This window comes from Rhodococcus sp. SMB37, from assembly GCF_004345605.1.
GTDB lineage: Bacteria > Actinomycetota > Actinomycetes > Mycobacteriales > Mycobacteriaceae > Rhodococcus.
In genome coordinates, this window is record NZ_SLVY01000012.1 from 62301 (window position 1) to 75624 (window position 13324).

Genomic DNA, 13324 nt, shown 5'->3' on the forward strand with positions numbered 1-13324 from the left:
GCTCGGGCATTAGGCTCGACGACATGAGCACCGCTGAGTCCCGCTTCCCCGCCGTCCGCTACGGAGCCCGACTGCGCCGCGCCGCCGAACTCGGTGCCGCCGCCGGACTCGATGCGCTCCTGATCACCCCCGGCCCGGACCTGCGCTATCTGATCGGGTCCCGCGCCGAATCGTTCGAACGCCTCACCTGCCTGGTGATACCCACCGACGGGTCGACCGCCGCGGTGGTCGTGCCGCGCCTGGAACTGGCGTCGCTGAACGAGTCCGCCGTCACCGAACTCGCACTGCCGGTACGCGACTGGGTGGACGGGCAGAACCCGTATGCGATCGTCGCGGAATTCGTCCCCGTCGGGGGGAAGGTCGCGGTGGCCGACGCGATGCCGGCTCTGCATCTGGTGCCGCTCGCCGCGACATTCGATCACGTCCCGGTGCTCGCGACGCCGGTGATCCGGGATCTGCGCATGATCAAGGACAGCGACGAGATCGAGGCGCTGCGCCGCGCCGGCGCCGCCATCGACCGCGTGCACGCCCGGATGGGGGAATGGCTGCGCCCGGGCCGCACCGAAGCGCAGGTCGCCGCGGACATCTCCGCCGCGATCATCGCCGAAGGCCACACCGAGGCCGCCTTCGTGATCGTCGGGTCGGGTCCGCACGGCGCCGACCCACACCACGAGGTCTCCGACCGGGTCATCAGCACCGGGGACATCGTGGTCATCGACATCGGCGGTCCGGTCGAACCGGGCTACAACTCCGATTCGACCCGCACCTACAGCATCGGCGAACCGGATTCCGCGGCCGCCGAGAAGATCGCGTTGCTCGAGGCTGCGCAGCAGGCCGCGGTCGATGCCGTGAAGCCGGGGGCGCGCGCCGAGGACATCGACGCCGCAGCCCGCGATCTGCTCGCCGCCGAGGGCCTCGCGGAGGTGTTCGTGCACCGCACCGGGCACGGCATCGGCCTGTCGGTGCACGAAGAGCCGTACATCGTCGGCGGCAACACCGAACCGCTGCGGGCGGGCATGGCGTTCAGCATCGAACCGGGCATCTACTTCCGCGGCGAATGGGGTGCCCGCATCGAGGACATCGTCATCGTCACCGATGACGGCTGCGAGCCGGTCAATCGGCGTCCGCACGGGCTGACGGTATTACCGGGCTGAGCGGCAACCGCAGGCCGGCGGGGATGCGTTCGACGATACCGCCGGCGAACACCTCGTAGAGCGGCAGCGTCTCGAGATGCACATATCCGATGTGGCAGTCACACACCGCATTCGGGCAGGGACGTGGCCGAAGTGCGCGCAGGTACGTGCCGTCGTAGAGGTTGCCGAGCGGCGCCGCGACGAAATGACAGCGTCGTGCCAGCCCGTCACCGTCGACACTGATCACGCTGTCCCCGGTGCGGCACGGCAGACCCGCCGCCGGGTGCGGGTGCGCCGAGTACCCGAACAGTGGATCGAGCGCGGTCCACACCGCTTCCTCGGCCGGGTCGTAACTGCGGCCTTCTTCGGCGTTGACCCACAGATAAGTGTGCTGAGGTAGTGCCGCGCGCAGCGCGCGTGCGGCGTCGAGGTTGTCGGCGAGTCCGACGATCCCCACCGAATGCCGGATCCCGATCGCGTCGAGTTCGGCGGTGCGCGTCACGAATTTCTCGAGGGTGGTTTCACCGGGATGGTAGGTGCACCACAGGGCGAGCCGGGTGGGGTCGGCGGCGGCGAGCCAGCCGGTGCGGCACGACAGGTTGGTCTGCACCGCGACGGTCCCGACGTGCGGGAGGTGCGACAGCGTCACCAGCGCGTCGCGGTACCACGAGCGGGTCAGCGCTTCGCCCCACGGGGTGAACAGGATCGAGAGCTGCCGATGCCCGTGCGGATTGCGGGTGACCCAGTCGACGAATCGCGCGAGTGCGGCCCGGTCGGCGCGCAACGTGGCGGGACTGTCGCGGCGTTTCGCGAACGGGCAGTACGGGCAGTCGTAGTTGCAACTCGCCAACGGACCACGATAGAGAATCGTCAGCTCGGGTGCGGGCGAGCCGGTCATCGGGTTACAGCCGCGGCCATCGCCGCGCGGATCGAGGTCGACACCAGCCACGGCCCGATGACGTCGGAGTGGGCGAGCCCGTCGTCGGTCAACCGGATCTCGGTGCCACCGGCGGGCTCGGGTCGGTGGGTGGCCCAGCCGCGGGCGGACAGCTCGCCGAGTTCGGGGATGTCGATGGTCGGGTCGGTGCCGAAGCGGATGGTGTAGTCGGCGGTGCGCATCCCGTCGGTGCGCAGCAGGGTTTTGATCAGCCAGCGTCGGCGCTGTTCCTGCTCGTCGAGGTGCACGCCGACGGTGGCGCGGGTGAAATCGGTGGTGGTGCTGTACTCGTCGAGGATGGCGCGGACCGCGGGGATCCCGACGGCATAATCGAACGAGTAGTGCAGGGTGTCGGTGTAGGAGCGAGCGCCGCAGCCGAGCCCGATCATGCCGTCGTCCTGGCAGCAGTAGTCGGTGTCGTCGCCGGGCACATCGGCGCGGCGGAACTGCCGCATCGACTGCTGTCGATATCCGGCGGCGGTGAGCGCGGTGACGCCCTGCCGATACAGGTCGAGGCGGTGGACGTCCCACTGTGGATCGCGTCGGTGCTCGTCGCCGGCGCGGCGACCGAGCCCGGTCAGTGGCCGTACATACAGCGGATACAGGTAGATCTCCTCGGGGCGCCGTGCGAGGGCCGTGTCGAGGGAGTACTGCCAGGTGTCGGGGGTCTGCCCGTCGATGCCGTAGATCAGGTCGAGGTTGACGACGGGGAACCGGCCGTCCTGCAACCGGTCGAGGGCGGCGTCGACGTCGGCGCGGTGTTGGGGGCGGCCCGCCGCGTGTGCTTCGGGGTCGAGGAAGCTCTGGACGCCCATGCTGACGCGGTGCACCCCGCGGTCGGCGAGCACTGTGAGCCGGTCTGCGGTGGCGGTGGCCGGGGAGGTCTCCACTCCGATCGGCAGGTGCGGCAGTTCGGGGGCGAAGCCGGTGAGGAGGTCGAAGAGGTCGTCGAGTTCGGCCGGTTCGAGATAGGTGGGGGTGCCGCCCCCGATCGCGGCGGTGGCGAAGTGGGCGTCGCGGCCGGTCGCGTCGAGTTCGGCGCGGATCTGCTGAGCCTGGCGGCGCAGCGCCTGCAGGTAGTCAGCTACCCGGTCTGCAGGTGGGCGGGCGGTGGTGAACAGATTGCAGAAGCCGCAGCGCATCTCGCAGAACGGGATGTGCGCGTAGAGGAACAGTGACGACAGTTCCTGCTCGGCCCACACGTCCCGCAGCCGCGGCGCAGGGTCGAGGGGCCGGTAGGCGCTCTTGTGCGGATACGCGTACAGATATCCCTGATATGGGGACGCGTCCGGATCGATGCCGATCTCGCTCATGCCGGTACCTCCGTCGTGGTCGGCAGGACAGTGTGCGCGTACGGCACCGTCCACACGCAGTCGTGCGCGAGCCGGTGCCCATGCCGGTCGTCGTCGCCGTAGGCGGTGCCGTGATCGGAGCACACGATCAGGAACACCGGCCGGGGACCGACGGTGAGCATTTCGGTCAGCTTCGGGATCCGCGAATCGACGTATCGCAGGGCCGCGGCGTGGCTGGCCAGGGTGTCGGGGCGCCGTGTATCGGGGGTGCTGGCGATGCCGTCGAGATAGAAGTGGTTGGGCTGGTGCAACGCTGCGACGTTGAGGAACACGAACCGGGGGCGCGGATCGTCCACGGCGAGGCGCGTGTCGAGCACGTCGAGTTGGTGATCGAAGCCGGCGGGGTCGGTCACGCCGGTAGCCTCGCTCCAGTGGCTTTCCTCGAACAGGTCGGGCAGCACCGACCCGAGCGCGGTCTGCCGGTTGAAGAATCCGACACCGCCGATACACACGGTGCGGTAACCGGCGGCGGCGAGCGCACCGACGACGGTGGCCTCGTCGAACAGCCAGGTCCCGGACCCGAGGAGATCTTCGGTGTGACCGGGGAACTGTGCAGCGAACAACCGGTCGTGGCCGCCGCCGTCGGCGGGGGTGGGCAGGAACCCGGCGAAGAACGCCTGATGCGCGGGGAAGGTGAAGGTCGCGGGGGTGTGGCGGCGTTCCCACCGTCCACCGGGGAGCAGCGCGGCGAGGTTCGGGGTGCGGCCGGCGGCCAGTTCGGTGTCGGCGACGTCGAAGCGCAATGTGTCGAGGGTGACGAACACGATGTCGTGGGTGCCGACGACGTCGCGGAACGCGGGGATCTGGGTCATACGGTGAAAGCTCCGGTCAGGCTGTGAATTTGGGCGTCGTAGGTGTCGTGGTCGTGGTGGTGCAGGCCGGGCAGGTTCGGCAGCAGATCACCGAAGGCGTTGACCTCGGCGACGGCCACCGGGATGGGATGCGGCCCCGACGATGCGGCTCTCGCCCCGACGAGCACGTCGACGCCGACGGTGTGCATGCCGGGGAAACAGCGGGCGGCAGTCACGGCGACGTCGAGCACCCGTCGCCACCCCGGTTCGCCGATCGCCGCGCGCAGCGACGCGAGGTCGCCGCGTGCATTGCCCAGGTGCAGGTTCGTCACTGGCCCCTGCGATGTGCGGACCACCGCGTGGGTCGCGGCACCGGCCACGACCAGCACCCGCACGTCGGCGGCTCGGTCCTGCAGCACGAGTTTCGGGAACCACTGTTCGATGTGCAGTCGGTGCGGCGCGAGCGCATCGATGAGCGCGCCGACTTCCTTGTCGCCGCGGAAGGTGCCGGGGCGGAGGCTGTTGACCGGCCGCCCGTGGCGCCACCGCACCGGCCCGCGGGCGAGCACGTCCGCACCGGTGGCCTGCCCGCGCAGTTGCAGCGCAAGCACCCCCGACGCGGAGGAGCCATGGGCGGGTTTGACGAACACCCGGGACCAGCCGCGGGTGCGCAGCCTGCCGCGCAGGTCGGCCCAGCCGCGGGCCGAGGTAGAGCCGGGGGCGTCGAGCGCCGCGGGTACCGGGACGCCAGCGGCGGCGAGATGCGCGTGGCAGGCGGCTTTGTCGAACAGCACCGCGAGGTCGTCGGGATCGGCAGTCAGGCGTGCCCCGGCCGCGACGGCAGCAGCAGCGAGGCCGCGGGTGGCGGTGGTGAACCCGGAGTACCAGGCCGGGCCGGCGGTGATCGTCCCGTGCGGCGCGCACTGGGGAGCGCCGCGCAACAACCGGTCGACGACGGGGTCGTCGCCGGGGGAGTCGATCCGCACCAACGTCGGCGCCCCCGGCGCGGCCAGGGCCTCGGCGAGGACCGCGCCCGTGTGGGCGGGTCCGTCTGCGAGGACGGCCCGCCAGCTCAACATTCGCGGCGCCGGACGCCGCGCCCGATGCAACGCCGCGGTGAGCAGGACGGTGCGGCGACTGCCCGGGTTCCCGACCACCAGCAGTTCGGCAGCGGCGCCGCCGTCGGCTCCGCTGCCGCGCTCCGATGTCATTCGGAGACAGCGGTGTACAGGTAGACCTCGTCGTTGTACGTCTCGGGTTCCTGCCGGTCGGCGGCGGAGATCTCGATGTGCGGGTGCGCCGCGCGCAGTCGCGTCAATGTCTCGTCGGAGACGAAATGATGGTCGAGGATCAGGGTGCGCACCGCTCCGAGCCCTGCGGCAGCGAGCGCGTCGGCTCCGGTATCGGTGAGGGTGCCGTTGGACAGGTCGAGTGTGGTGATGCGCTGCAGGACCGGTGCCTGGGCCAGTGCCGCGGCGATGCGGTCGGCGAGGTCGCTGTTGCGTAACCCGAGGTGGGTCATCGCCGGGAACCGGTTGCCGGCGAGCAGGTCGGCGAGCGGCTCGAGGTCGGTGATGGCCCCGTAGTTGTCGACGCCGAGCCAGAGCTCGAGGTCGGTGAGTTCAGGTGCGTCGATGGCGAGCAGCGCCTCGAGATAAGTCTGTTGCAGACCACCGGATTCGACGGTCAGCGACCGCAATAGGGGTAGGGCCGGTGCAGTGAAGGGGACCGGCTCGTTGATCGTCGTGGAGCTGCCTCCACGTAGTTGGAGGGTCTCGAGCCGGGGGAACACATCCAGAACCGCTCCGAGATCACCCCAGTCGATCCACGAGATCTCGGATTCTTCGAAGGTCATATCGCCGACGAACAGGTGCCGCACCGCCGGGAACGCGGCGAGCAGCGGGACCACCGTGTCGGCGGGCAGTGGGTCGCTGGCCTCGGTCCAACATCCGAACACCAGCGTGGTGATCTGCCCGGCCCAGGGCTGACCGGCGAGGGAGAGGAGGTCGTCGACGAATCCGTCGTCGCCGCGTTCCCAGTCGGTGGCGATCTTCCACGCGGTCGCGGCGGGATCCGGGGGCGTGTCGGAACCCGTGGTGTACTGCTGCACGGGTAGTCCAGCGAAGGTGCTGGTAGGCGTCGAGATCGTCACCGGGGTGAGCTCCATTCCGAGGTGCGGGCACGAGGTGGTCGAGCGGTTACCTCGGGGACATTACGACAGGGGTCCGACTCGATCGGTGTCCGAGAACCCGGGACACTGAGGCTATGAGCAAACCCACAACAGGAGCCGTCGTCGTACTCGGGGGACGCAGCGAGATCGGCGTCGAGATCGCCGCCCGGTTGGCGCCGGGTCGCATCGTGGTGCTGGCCGCGCGGCGCGCCGATGACCTCGCGGGGCCGGTGACGCAGGTGCAGAACGCGGGGGCGTCGGCGGTGCACACCGTCGAGTTCGACGCCGACGCCCTCGACACCCACGCCGCCGTGCTCGACTCGATCAGTGCTGCGCACGGCCCCATCGATGTAGCGGTGCTCGCCTTCGGGATTCTCGGGGACCAGGCACGCGCCGAAACCGATCCGGCGCATGCCGTCGCGGTCGTGCACACCGACTATGTCGCCCAGGTCGGGCTGCTCACCGTGCTGGCGCAACGACTGCGGGCGCAGGGCAGCGGCCGCCTCGTGGTGTTCTCCTCGGTCGCCGGGTGGCGGGTGCGTCGCGCGAACTACGTCTACGGGTCGGCGAAGGCGGGCCTGGACGGGTTCGCGTCCGGGCTGGCCGACGCCCTGCACCGTAGCGGCGTGTCGCTGTTGTTGGTGCGGCCCGGGTTCGTGATCGGCCGAATGACCGAAGGGATGAGTCCGGCACCGTTCTCGAGCACCGCGCCGCAGGTGGCGGATGCGACGGTGCGGGCACTGGATCGTGGCCGCGGTGAGGTGTGGGTGCCTGCGGTGCTGCGGCCGGTGTTCTTCGGGATGCGATTGCTGCCGCGCGCGGTGTGGCGGCGGATGCCGCGGTAGGGGCCGGTTGGTTGTGGGCAGCAGCCCACCAGGCCGAGCTCATCGCGTCGTGGTCATGCGGACACGCCCGTGTGCGGACCGTTTCGGATCGGAATCGGGATTGCTCACCGCGTCCGCGACGAACTCCGCGGCGTCTTCATAGGTCTGCTCTGCTCGTGCTGCCGCCTCGGGGGCGACACGCTCACGCGGAGCGGGACCGACTCCTCGGATCGGCTAGGCCTTGCCCCACCAGCGGCCCTCGTCGACATCGGTGGGTACCACGCGGACCTACAGTGGACCCCGTGTCATCGATCAGGAACATCTCGGTAGGGCTGCCCATCCGCTCGGGGCACGTTCTCGTCCTCGAGGGTGTGGACCGGGTGACCGGCAAAGCGTTTCACCGCGCGATCGGCGGCGGTATCGAGTTCGGTGAAACGGCGGAGGTCGCACTGCGACGGGAGTTCACCGAGGAACTGGGCGTCACGCTCGGAGCTGTCGAACTCCTCGACGTTGTCGAGAACATCTTCGAATACGAGGGAAACCCCGGCCACGAGATCGCCCACGTCTTCGCGGTCGAGTCAGCTGAGATCGATGCGATCCCTCTGGGCGCACGGTTGAAGGTGCTCGACGAAGGCAGCCCGATTCGATGGGTCTCAATTCGTGAGGCGACCTGCCCGTTCTACCCGGCCGGTGTTTCGAACATCCTGGATACGTTGTGCAAGGAGCGGTCGACCGAGGATGATCGGACACTCGACAGCGACCGGTCAGGATCTTCCGGTCTCCCTGAGAACGATGAGGTGTCGCTCGACCGGGCGACAAAGTAGGGCGATCTCGCCGAATATGGTAGGCAAGGTTACGAATACGGCCGTTTCGGCCTACCTGCAACCGGACAACCCGCAGTCGGGCCGATCGGCAAGTCAACTTCGAAGGCGGCTGGATTCGGGGGATTGCCGCCACAGGAGCTGGTCATCACCTCATGTCCGACACCACCGCCCGACGAGCCAAGGCAGCCCTCGGTCTTACCGCATTCGTGTCGGGCGCCCTACTCGTCGCGCTCTATCTCTGGGACCATCTCACCCGAAGAACAACGCTGGCGACGCATTGGTGTCGCGACCGTTACGGTCACCCTTCGCAATTCGACTACCTATTACCCGATCGCGCGGAGCGGATCGGAGCTGCCATCACCGATCCGTGGGGCGTGTTTCCGCCTGGGGCGACATGTGTCTTTCGGGACGTGATCACGAAGGAGGCTGTTGTTGTCGGTCCGGAGCCTTGGCGCGGCTATCTCGCCATCATCCTCGTTGTCTGCTTTGTCGTGTCGAGCGCCGCGTACATCACCCTCCGACGCCCTCGAACCACTCGATAGAGGTGAGGCCGTGGCAAGGTAGAGCACTCCTGGCACTGTGTTCGAGTCCCTAGTGACCGTGCCTCATTTCGTCTGTATGCCAATGCCCCGTCCCGCCGCCGCACGCGTGCGACGATCGCCGAGGTGTATCTGGCCGAGAAGGACAGCATCGTCCACGACGGCCGGTGCGCTGGGACCGATTCGCCGCGGCCTGGAGAAGAAGAGTTCTCTGTAAGCGCAGCACCGATCAGGTCGTGGTGCACCCGGGGTTGCTCACCGCCACGGTCGACATCAGTGTTTTCGTGCCGTCAGTGAGAAGGTCAACGGCAGCCGCTCGTCTCCCGACGGGAGTACGAACCCGCGTGGGGTCCGAACCAGATGGGGCAGTGCCGGCCACGGGATGGTGCGGTGTTCGTCGAAGGCGATCACACTCAGGCCGGCTGCGAGGAGAGATCCGAGGATCTCGGCCAAGGAGTGTGGCCATTCGTAGGTGGTGGCGTGCCCGAGGTTGATGTCCGGGTCCGCGTAGGTGGTGCCGTGGTCGTATCGAATGGGTGTGCCGGTGGCGAAGTACGGGTGCCGGAGCACCAGTTCGTCGTCGGTGCGGTCGTAGTCGAGCGCATTGAGGATCGGGTGCGAGTCCCGGATGAAGAAGATCCCACCGGGCCGCAGCAGGTCGACGATCGTGCGCGCCCACCGGTCGAGGTCCGGTAGCCACGGCAACGCTCCGATACCGGTGTACACCACATCGAACTGCTCACCGAGGAGTTCGGCTGCGTGATCGATACTGCTTTCGACGAACCGGCCGCGCAGCTGTGCGCGGCGAGCGATGTCGGTGGCCGCGGCAACCGACTTGGGGGAGAAGTCGACACCGGTCACGTGCGCGCCGAGCCGCGCCCAGCTCAAGGTGTCCAGTCCGACGTGGCATTGCAGATGCACCAAAGACAGCCCAGCCGGTGAACTGTGGGGCAGGTGGGGGCGGATCGTGTCGAGGTCAGCGCGTACGACGCTGGAGAGCCGGGTGGGGTCGGCGACGAATCCGTCGACGTCGTAGGCGAGCAAGTGGCCGTCGACGCGCTCATCCCAGTTGGCGCGGTTGGCGTCGATCTGCGGTTCGAAACTCATCACTGTCCTTCCGGTTCCGGCTCACTGTGCAGTAGGCGGGTGAATGGTTCGGAAACTGTGTGTCGCGCTGCTGCTGTGTTGGTCCACTCGGCGACGCGGTGCGGGACCGACAGCGCGCCGTGCCTGTGGGGTGGAGTCGGTCTGCTTGCCCTGCGTGACTGTGGACAGGACGGATACGGGACTGGGATGCGATCATCGGCTGGTGCCGCTGATACCGACACCGTCCACGGTCGACCTCGAGAACGCTGCAGCTCGACTGGGATTCAAGCTCGCAGGGACGCCTTTTCGGACACAGACGTCCCTGCTCTGCCCCGTCACGTTCGAGGGCCAACGCGGGTTCGTGAAGGTCACCAACGATCCGGAGGAACTCACCGGAGCGCGAGCGCTGGAGAAATGGGCCGGCAACGGGGCGGTACGAGTCCTTGCTCGGCAGGGCAATGCGGTCGTGCTCGAGTATGCAGGCCTACCTGTGCGATCGGTGATTCCCGACGACACTGCGGCAACGACGGTGTTGTGCGCGGTCGCCGAGCGGCTGCACTCGCACACGCCTGAGGGCTTCGACGGGTTCCCCACGTTGCAACGCTGGTTCTCCTCGTTGTTCGCCGACACCGATTCCCGGTTCGATCACATCCGGGAGATCGCCGACCGGCTCCTCGGTCGCAGTGACCGGCCGGTGCTGCTGCACGGGGATCTGCACCATGACAATGTGCTGTACACCCCACGGAGGGGTTGGCTCGCTATCGATCCGAAGGGTCTTGCCGGGCCGCGGGAATTCGATTACTGCAACATTTTCACCAACCCGACACCGCACGTTGCGGTCGGCCGCTTCGACTCACGAGTGAAGGCCATCGCCGACACGGCAGGCATCGATCCCGTTGATCTTCTGCGCTGGATTGCGTGTTGGGGTGCGCTATCGGGTATCTGGCATCTGGAGGACGGTGAGGTGGCGCGTGCGTCGTTGCCGCATGCGATCGCGGCTCTGGCTATGGAGCGACTCGGGCAGTGCCGCATGACTTCCTGAGAACGAGGTCGCGGTCCCGTCTGTCTGCGCGATCTTGTTCGTTGCAGTGGGTATCGAGGTGGACACCTGACGCGTATGGGCGCAGGTGCCTCGGGGTTAGGTTAGGTGATTTCGAGGGCGGGAGCGCCGTCCTCGGTGCGCTGGTAGAGGGTGACGGTGACCTCGAGACCCTCCGAGGCGGGGTATCGGCTGAGTGCTGCGGCGTTGTCGGCGCAGATCGACTGTGCGCCGTCGCCGGTGTAGCAGGAATCGATTGCTGCGGGTGGGGTGTAGCGGCCGCCCAACCCGTGCTGCCCGCGGGTCCACTGCTGGCGGACCGTCCACCAGCGCTGCACTGCTTGTTCGTGGGCGAGTGCGCGCGGCACTTCGACCCCGAGGATGCGCACGCTCGTGTAGTCGGCGGCGGCGAGTTCGGCCAGTAGCCGCCGGCCGTGGTCGGGCCAGCGCAGGGTGCCTTCGATGAGCACGTTTTCTTGCCGATCGGTGCAGATCCGGCGGATCTGATCGATCAACGCGGTCGATTCGTGATGCACCAGCGCGGCGAGTTCGCGCGGTGCGATCGGGTGGCCATCGGCAAGACGGTGTTCAAGCAGGTCGTCGTAGATCCCATCGTCGAGGGCCTGGCGGATCAGATAGTCCTTGACCTCGTCGGCATCGAGGCGCCGATAGTCCTGCAGGTCCGCGATCTGCTGGCTGAGCAAGGTGGATTTACCGGCCCCGGGTGGTCCGGCGGTGATCAGTGCCGAGCGGCCTTCCCTCGGCGGTGTGGGAGCCGAGTCGAGGTAGCGGTCGATGACGGTTTTGCGGAACACCCGCCGGCGGACCGAGGTGGCATACAGCAGGGTGGTGTTGCGCGGTGAGTCGGTGCTGCACGGTGCATCGGGTGCGAACAGGGCGTCGAGTTGTGCGGCGACCGCGTCTCGCCTGGAAGAGGAATCACTCACGCAGAATGCGCCGCTCGTTCGAGTCCGTCCTTGTTCTTGTCCATCAGCCGGCTGAGTTCGTCTTCGGTGAGCTGGCCGCGGTAGAAGGCGCGCTCGACGTCGTCCCAGCTGCCGGGCTCGTATGCGTCGGTGGCGACACCATCGAGGTTCGGGACGGTTCCGAAGGTGAAGGTCCAGCTCAGCAGTTGTTCCATCATGTGCTCTGTGCTGATGTGCCCGGCGGTGCGTCGGTCGATGATCTCGGCCGGTGTCGGCTCGAGTACTCCAGGTGTCTCGGCGCTCTGGCGCAGCAATCGGTACACGGTCGTCTGGGAGATGTCGAGATGCTTTTCGATGGCGCGTTGCCGCATCCCGGCTTTGCGGGCTCGGGCCACGACCCGCAGCAGGTCGCGGTTGTTCAGGCGTAGTCGGGCGGCGACCTCGTCGAGTTCGGCGGCCGCCTGGTCGCGGGTGATGTCCATGGTGCTCATCTGCGCTCACCTCCATTGATTCAGAATGAATCAAATCTAGGATAGCTCACATGCAGCACCCAGGCGACATCCCCGATGGGACACGGCCGGCATCGAAAGCCCATCATGTGGACGGCGTGTCCGATGCGCGCGGAGTTCCGATGGACAGCTCCGTGACGGCCGGGTGCGTGATGGGTGCCGTCGGCACGCGCATACTGACCCGATGCAGTCGTCGTTCTTCGATGCCCTCGACGCGCTCGCCCGCTCGGCGCCGATCCGGATCGACCGCCCCAAAGGCTCTGCGCATCCACGATTCCCAGACGTGACCTATCCGCTGGACTACGGTTTCCTCGACGGCACCACAGCTGTCGACGGTGAGGGAGTGGACGTGTTCGTCGGCACCAACGCAGGTGCCGGTGTCACCGCAGTCGCGCTCACGGTCGATGCCGGCAAACGTGACGTGGAGGTCAAGGTTCTGATGGAGTGCACACCTGGTGAGATCGATGAGGTCTTCACGTTCCTGTCGGGGACGCTCTTGCTCGGGACGACGATCATTCACCGGTGAGCAACCGTCTCCGGGAAGAGAGACACGATGACCTGGTCCACACACCGCGTCGTATCCATGACGCTGGCCGCGTTCGTCAGTGCGGTGATGACAGGATGCGTCACGGTCGATGTCGCCGAATCCGAGCGAGTGGCGTCGGGGTCGTGTGATCGCTTCGACTCGTTCTCCGGACAACTGCGGGTGGGGGATCCGGCATTGACGCGACCCACCGCCGTGCCGGGGGACCGCTCACTCGAACTCGGCGAGAGTGTCCCTCCCGTGATTCACCCGGTGCTGGAGTCGATCGAACTCGGCGACGGCAACACCGTCGTCTTCGCACTCAGCGGTGACGGAGCGATCGGGTGGTCCGCCCGCTTCGTGCAGGAGCCTCGGCTACGGGCCACCGACGCTGTTGTCCCGATCGCGGGTTCGTGCGTCCTGCAGATCGATCTGAGCGGAGTGGAAACCGCCGCCTCGTGGCACGGCAGCGCACTGCCGGTGCGGCGGTCATTCGAGAGAGATGCTGCTGCGGTGGTCGAGGTGCTGAGCTATCCCAGCAGCGCCACCACGGTCCATCGGGCCGGCGTTCGTCCGAACCCGGCCGGAACTTTCCTCCGGTTACACGGCTTTCCGTGGCTCGACGACCTGCGGAAACCCGTGTAAGTCGAGGAAAGTTCCGGAGGTTGACG

Annotated in this window: 15 protein-coding genes; 7 read left to right on the forward strand and 8 right to left on the reverse strand. The window is 67.7% G+C overall.

Going from position 1 to position 13324, the window contains the following annotated elements:
* Window positions 1-23 precede the first annotated feature (23 nt).
* Window positions 24-1154 carry a Xaa-Pro peptidase family protein gene (locus EV641_RS19050; protein WP_132473776.1) on the forward strand — a complete coding sequence of 377 codons (1131 nt, stop codon included), beginning with the start codon at window positions 24-26 and terminating at the stop codon, window positions 1152-1154.
* On the opposite strand, the gene EV641_RS19055 is transcribed toward EV641_RS19050, so the two are convergent.
* The 5 genes from EV641_RS19055 to EV641_RS19075 are packed head-to-tail and all read right to left on the reverse strand — an operon-like array spanning window position 1114 to window position 6365.
* On the reverse strand, window positions 1114-2031 hold the full coding sequence (locus tag EV641_RS19055; protein ID WP_132473950.1) for an STM4011 family radical SAM protein: 918 nt from the start codon (window positions 2029-2031) through the stop codon (window positions 1114-1116). The two genes, EV641_RS19050 and EV641_RS19055, sit on opposite strands and share 41 nt — an antisense overlap.
* The gene (locus EV641_RS19060; RefSeq protein ID WP_132473778.1) at window positions 2028-3383 is read right to left on the reverse strand and encodes an STM4012 family radical SAM protein; all 1356 of its coding nucleotides are present in this window, start codon (window positions 3381-3383) and stop codon (window positions 2028-2030) included. Before EV641_RS19060 ends, EV641_RS19055 begins: the two co-directional genes overlap by 4 nt.
* Window positions 3380-4234, reverse strand: a complete 855-nt coding sequence (locus EV641_RS19065; protein WP_132473780.1) for an STM4013/SEN3800 family hydrolase — start codon at window positions 4232-4234, stop codon at window positions 3380-3382. Before EV641_RS19065 ends, EV641_RS19060 begins: the two co-directional genes overlap by 4 nt.
* Window positions 4231-5424, reverse strand: coding sequence for an STM4014 family protein (locus EV641_RS19070; protein WP_132473782.1), 1194 nt, complete (start codon window positions 5422-5424; stop codon window positions 4231-4233). The genes EV641_RS19065 and EV641_RS19070 overlap by 4 nt, the downstream gene beginning before the upstream one ends.
* Window positions 5421-6365 (reverse strand): leucine-rich repeat domain-containing protein, encoded by a 945-nt coding sequence (locus EV641_RS19075; RefSeq protein WP_132473784.1) that lies wholly within the window; start codon window positions 6363-6365, stop codon window positions 5421-5423. The genes EV641_RS19070 and EV641_RS19075 overlap by 4 nt, the downstream gene beginning before the upstream one ends.
* A gap of 113 nt (window positions 6366-6478) precedes the next feature.
* Here EV641_RS19075 and EV641_RS19080 point away from each other — a divergent pair, with 113 nt between their 5' ends.
* The 3 genes from EV641_RS19080 to EV641_RS19090 all read left to right on the forward strand — a co-directional run bounded on the left by EV641_RS19080 (window position 6479) and on the right by EV641_RS19090 (window position 8573).
* The gene (locus EV641_RS19080) at window positions 6479-7228 is read left to right on the forward strand and encodes an SDR family NAD(P)-dependent oxidoreductase (RefSeq protein ID WP_132473786.1); all 750 of its coding nucleotides are present in this window, start codon (window positions 6479-6481) and stop codon (window positions 7226-7228) included.
* A gap of 281 nt (window positions 7229-7509) precedes the next feature.
* The gene (locus EV641_RS29290; RefSeq protein WP_158289192.1) at window positions 7510-8031 is read left to right on the forward strand and encodes an NUDIX domain-containing protein; all 522 of its coding nucleotides are present in this window, start codon (window positions 7510-7512) and stop codon (window positions 8029-8031) included.
* A 152-nt stretch (window positions 8032-8183) separates the two neighbouring features.
* On the forward strand, window positions 8184-8573 hold the full coding sequence (locus tag EV641_RS19090; RefSeq protein WP_132473790.1) for a hypothetical protein: 390 nt from the start codon (window positions 8184-8186) through the stop codon (window positions 8571-8573).
* A gap of 270 nt (window positions 8574-8843) precedes the next feature.
* Here EV641_RS19090 and EV641_RS19095 read toward each other — a convergent pair whose 3' ends face one another.
* A complete protein-coding gene (locus tag EV641_RS19095; RefSeq protein ID WP_132473792.1) occupies window positions 8844-9677 on the reverse strand; it encodes a class I SAM-dependent methyltransferase in 834 nt (277 codons plus the stop codon).
* A 202-nt stretch (window positions 9678-9879) separates the two neighbouring features.
* Between EV641_RS19095 and EV641_RS19100 the strand changes: the two genes are divergently transcribed.
* Window positions 9880-10698, forward strand: a complete 819-nt coding sequence (locus EV641_RS19100; RefSeq protein ID WP_054714720.1) for an aminoglycoside phosphotransferase family protein — start codon at window positions 9880-9882, stop codon at window positions 10696-10698.
* Window positions 10699-10799: 101 nt separating this feature from the next.
* Here EV641_RS19100 and EV641_RS19105 read toward each other — a convergent pair whose 3' ends face one another.
* Both EV641_RS19105 and EV641_RS19110 read right to left on the reverse strand, forming a co-directional pair.
* On the reverse strand, window positions 10800-11642 hold the full coding sequence (locus EV641_RS19105) for a zeta toxin family protein (RefSeq protein ID WP_158289193.1): 843 nt from the start codon (window positions 11640-11642) through the stop codon (window positions 10800-10802).
* The gene (locus EV641_RS19110) at window positions 11639-12112 is read right to left on the reverse strand and encodes a winged helix-turn-helix domain-containing protein (RefSeq protein WP_132473796.1); all 474 of its coding nucleotides are present in this window, start codon (window positions 12110-12112) and stop codon (window positions 11639-11641) included. Before EV641_RS19110 ends, EV641_RS19105 begins: the two co-directional genes overlap by 4 nt.
* Before the next feature lie 202 nt (window positions 12113-12314).
* On the opposite strand from EV641_RS19110, the gene EV641_RS19115 reads away from it, so the two are divergent.
* Together EV641_RS19115 and EV641_RS19120 are read left to right on the forward strand one after the other, a co-directional pair.
* Window positions 12315-12656, forward strand: coding sequence for an inorganic pyrophosphatase (locus EV641_RS19115; protein WP_054714727.1), 342 nt, complete (start codon window positions 12315-12317; stop codon window positions 12654-12656).
* Between the two features lie 27 nt (window positions 12657-12683).
* Window positions 12684-13298, forward strand: coding sequence for a hypothetical protein (locus EV641_RS19120; protein WP_132473798.1), 615 nt, complete (start codon window positions 12684-12686; stop codon window positions 13296-13298).
* Window positions 13299-13324: the final 26 nt, after the last annotated feature.

Bases quoted from the DNA above. Each gene is read 5' to 3' on its own strand.
- EV641_RS19050 (WP_132473776.1), top strand. From the start codon at position 24: ATGAGCACCGCTGAGTCCCGCTTCCCCGCCGTCCGCTACGGAGCCCGA.
- EV641_RS19055 (WP_132473950.1), bottom strand. From the start codon at position 2,031: ATGACCGGCTCGCCCGCACCCGAGCTGACGATTCTCTATCGTGGTCCG.
- EV641_RS19060 (WP_132473778.1), bottom strand. From the start codon at position 3,383: ATGAGCGAGATCGGCATCGATCCGGACGCGTCCCCATATCAGGGATAT.
- EV641_RS19065 (WP_132473780.1), bottom strand. From the start codon at position 4,234: ATGACCCAGATCCCCGCGTTCCGCGACGTCGTCGGCACCCACGACATC.
- EV641_RS19070 (WP_132473782.1), bottom strand. From the start codon at position 5,424: ATGACATCGGAGCGCGGCAGCGGAGCCGACGGCGGCGCCGCTGCCGAA.
- EV641_RS19080 (WP_132473786.1), top strand. From the start codon at position 6,479: ATGAGCAAACCCACAACAGGAGCCGTCGTCGTACTCGGGGGACGCAGC.
- EV641_RS19090 (WP_132473790.1), top strand. From the start codon at position 8,184: ATGTCCGACACCACCGCCCGACGAGCCAAGGCAGCCCTCGGTCTTACC.
- EV641_RS19095 (WP_132473792.1), bottom strand. From the start codon at position 9,677: ATGAGTTTCGAACCGCAGATCGACGCCAACCGCGCCAACTGGGATGAG.
- EV641_RS19110 (WP_132473796.1), bottom strand. From the start codon at position 12,112: ATGAGCACCATGGACATCACCCGCGACCAGGCGGCCGCCGAACTCGAC.
- EV641_RS19115 (WP_054714727.1), top strand. From the start codon at position 12,315: ATGCAGTCGTCGTTCTTCGATGCCCTCGACGCGCTCGCCCGCTCGGCG.
- EV641_RS19120 (WP_132473798.1), top strand. From the start codon at position 12,684: ATGACCTGGTCCACACACCGCGTCGTATCCATGACGCTGGCCGCGTTC.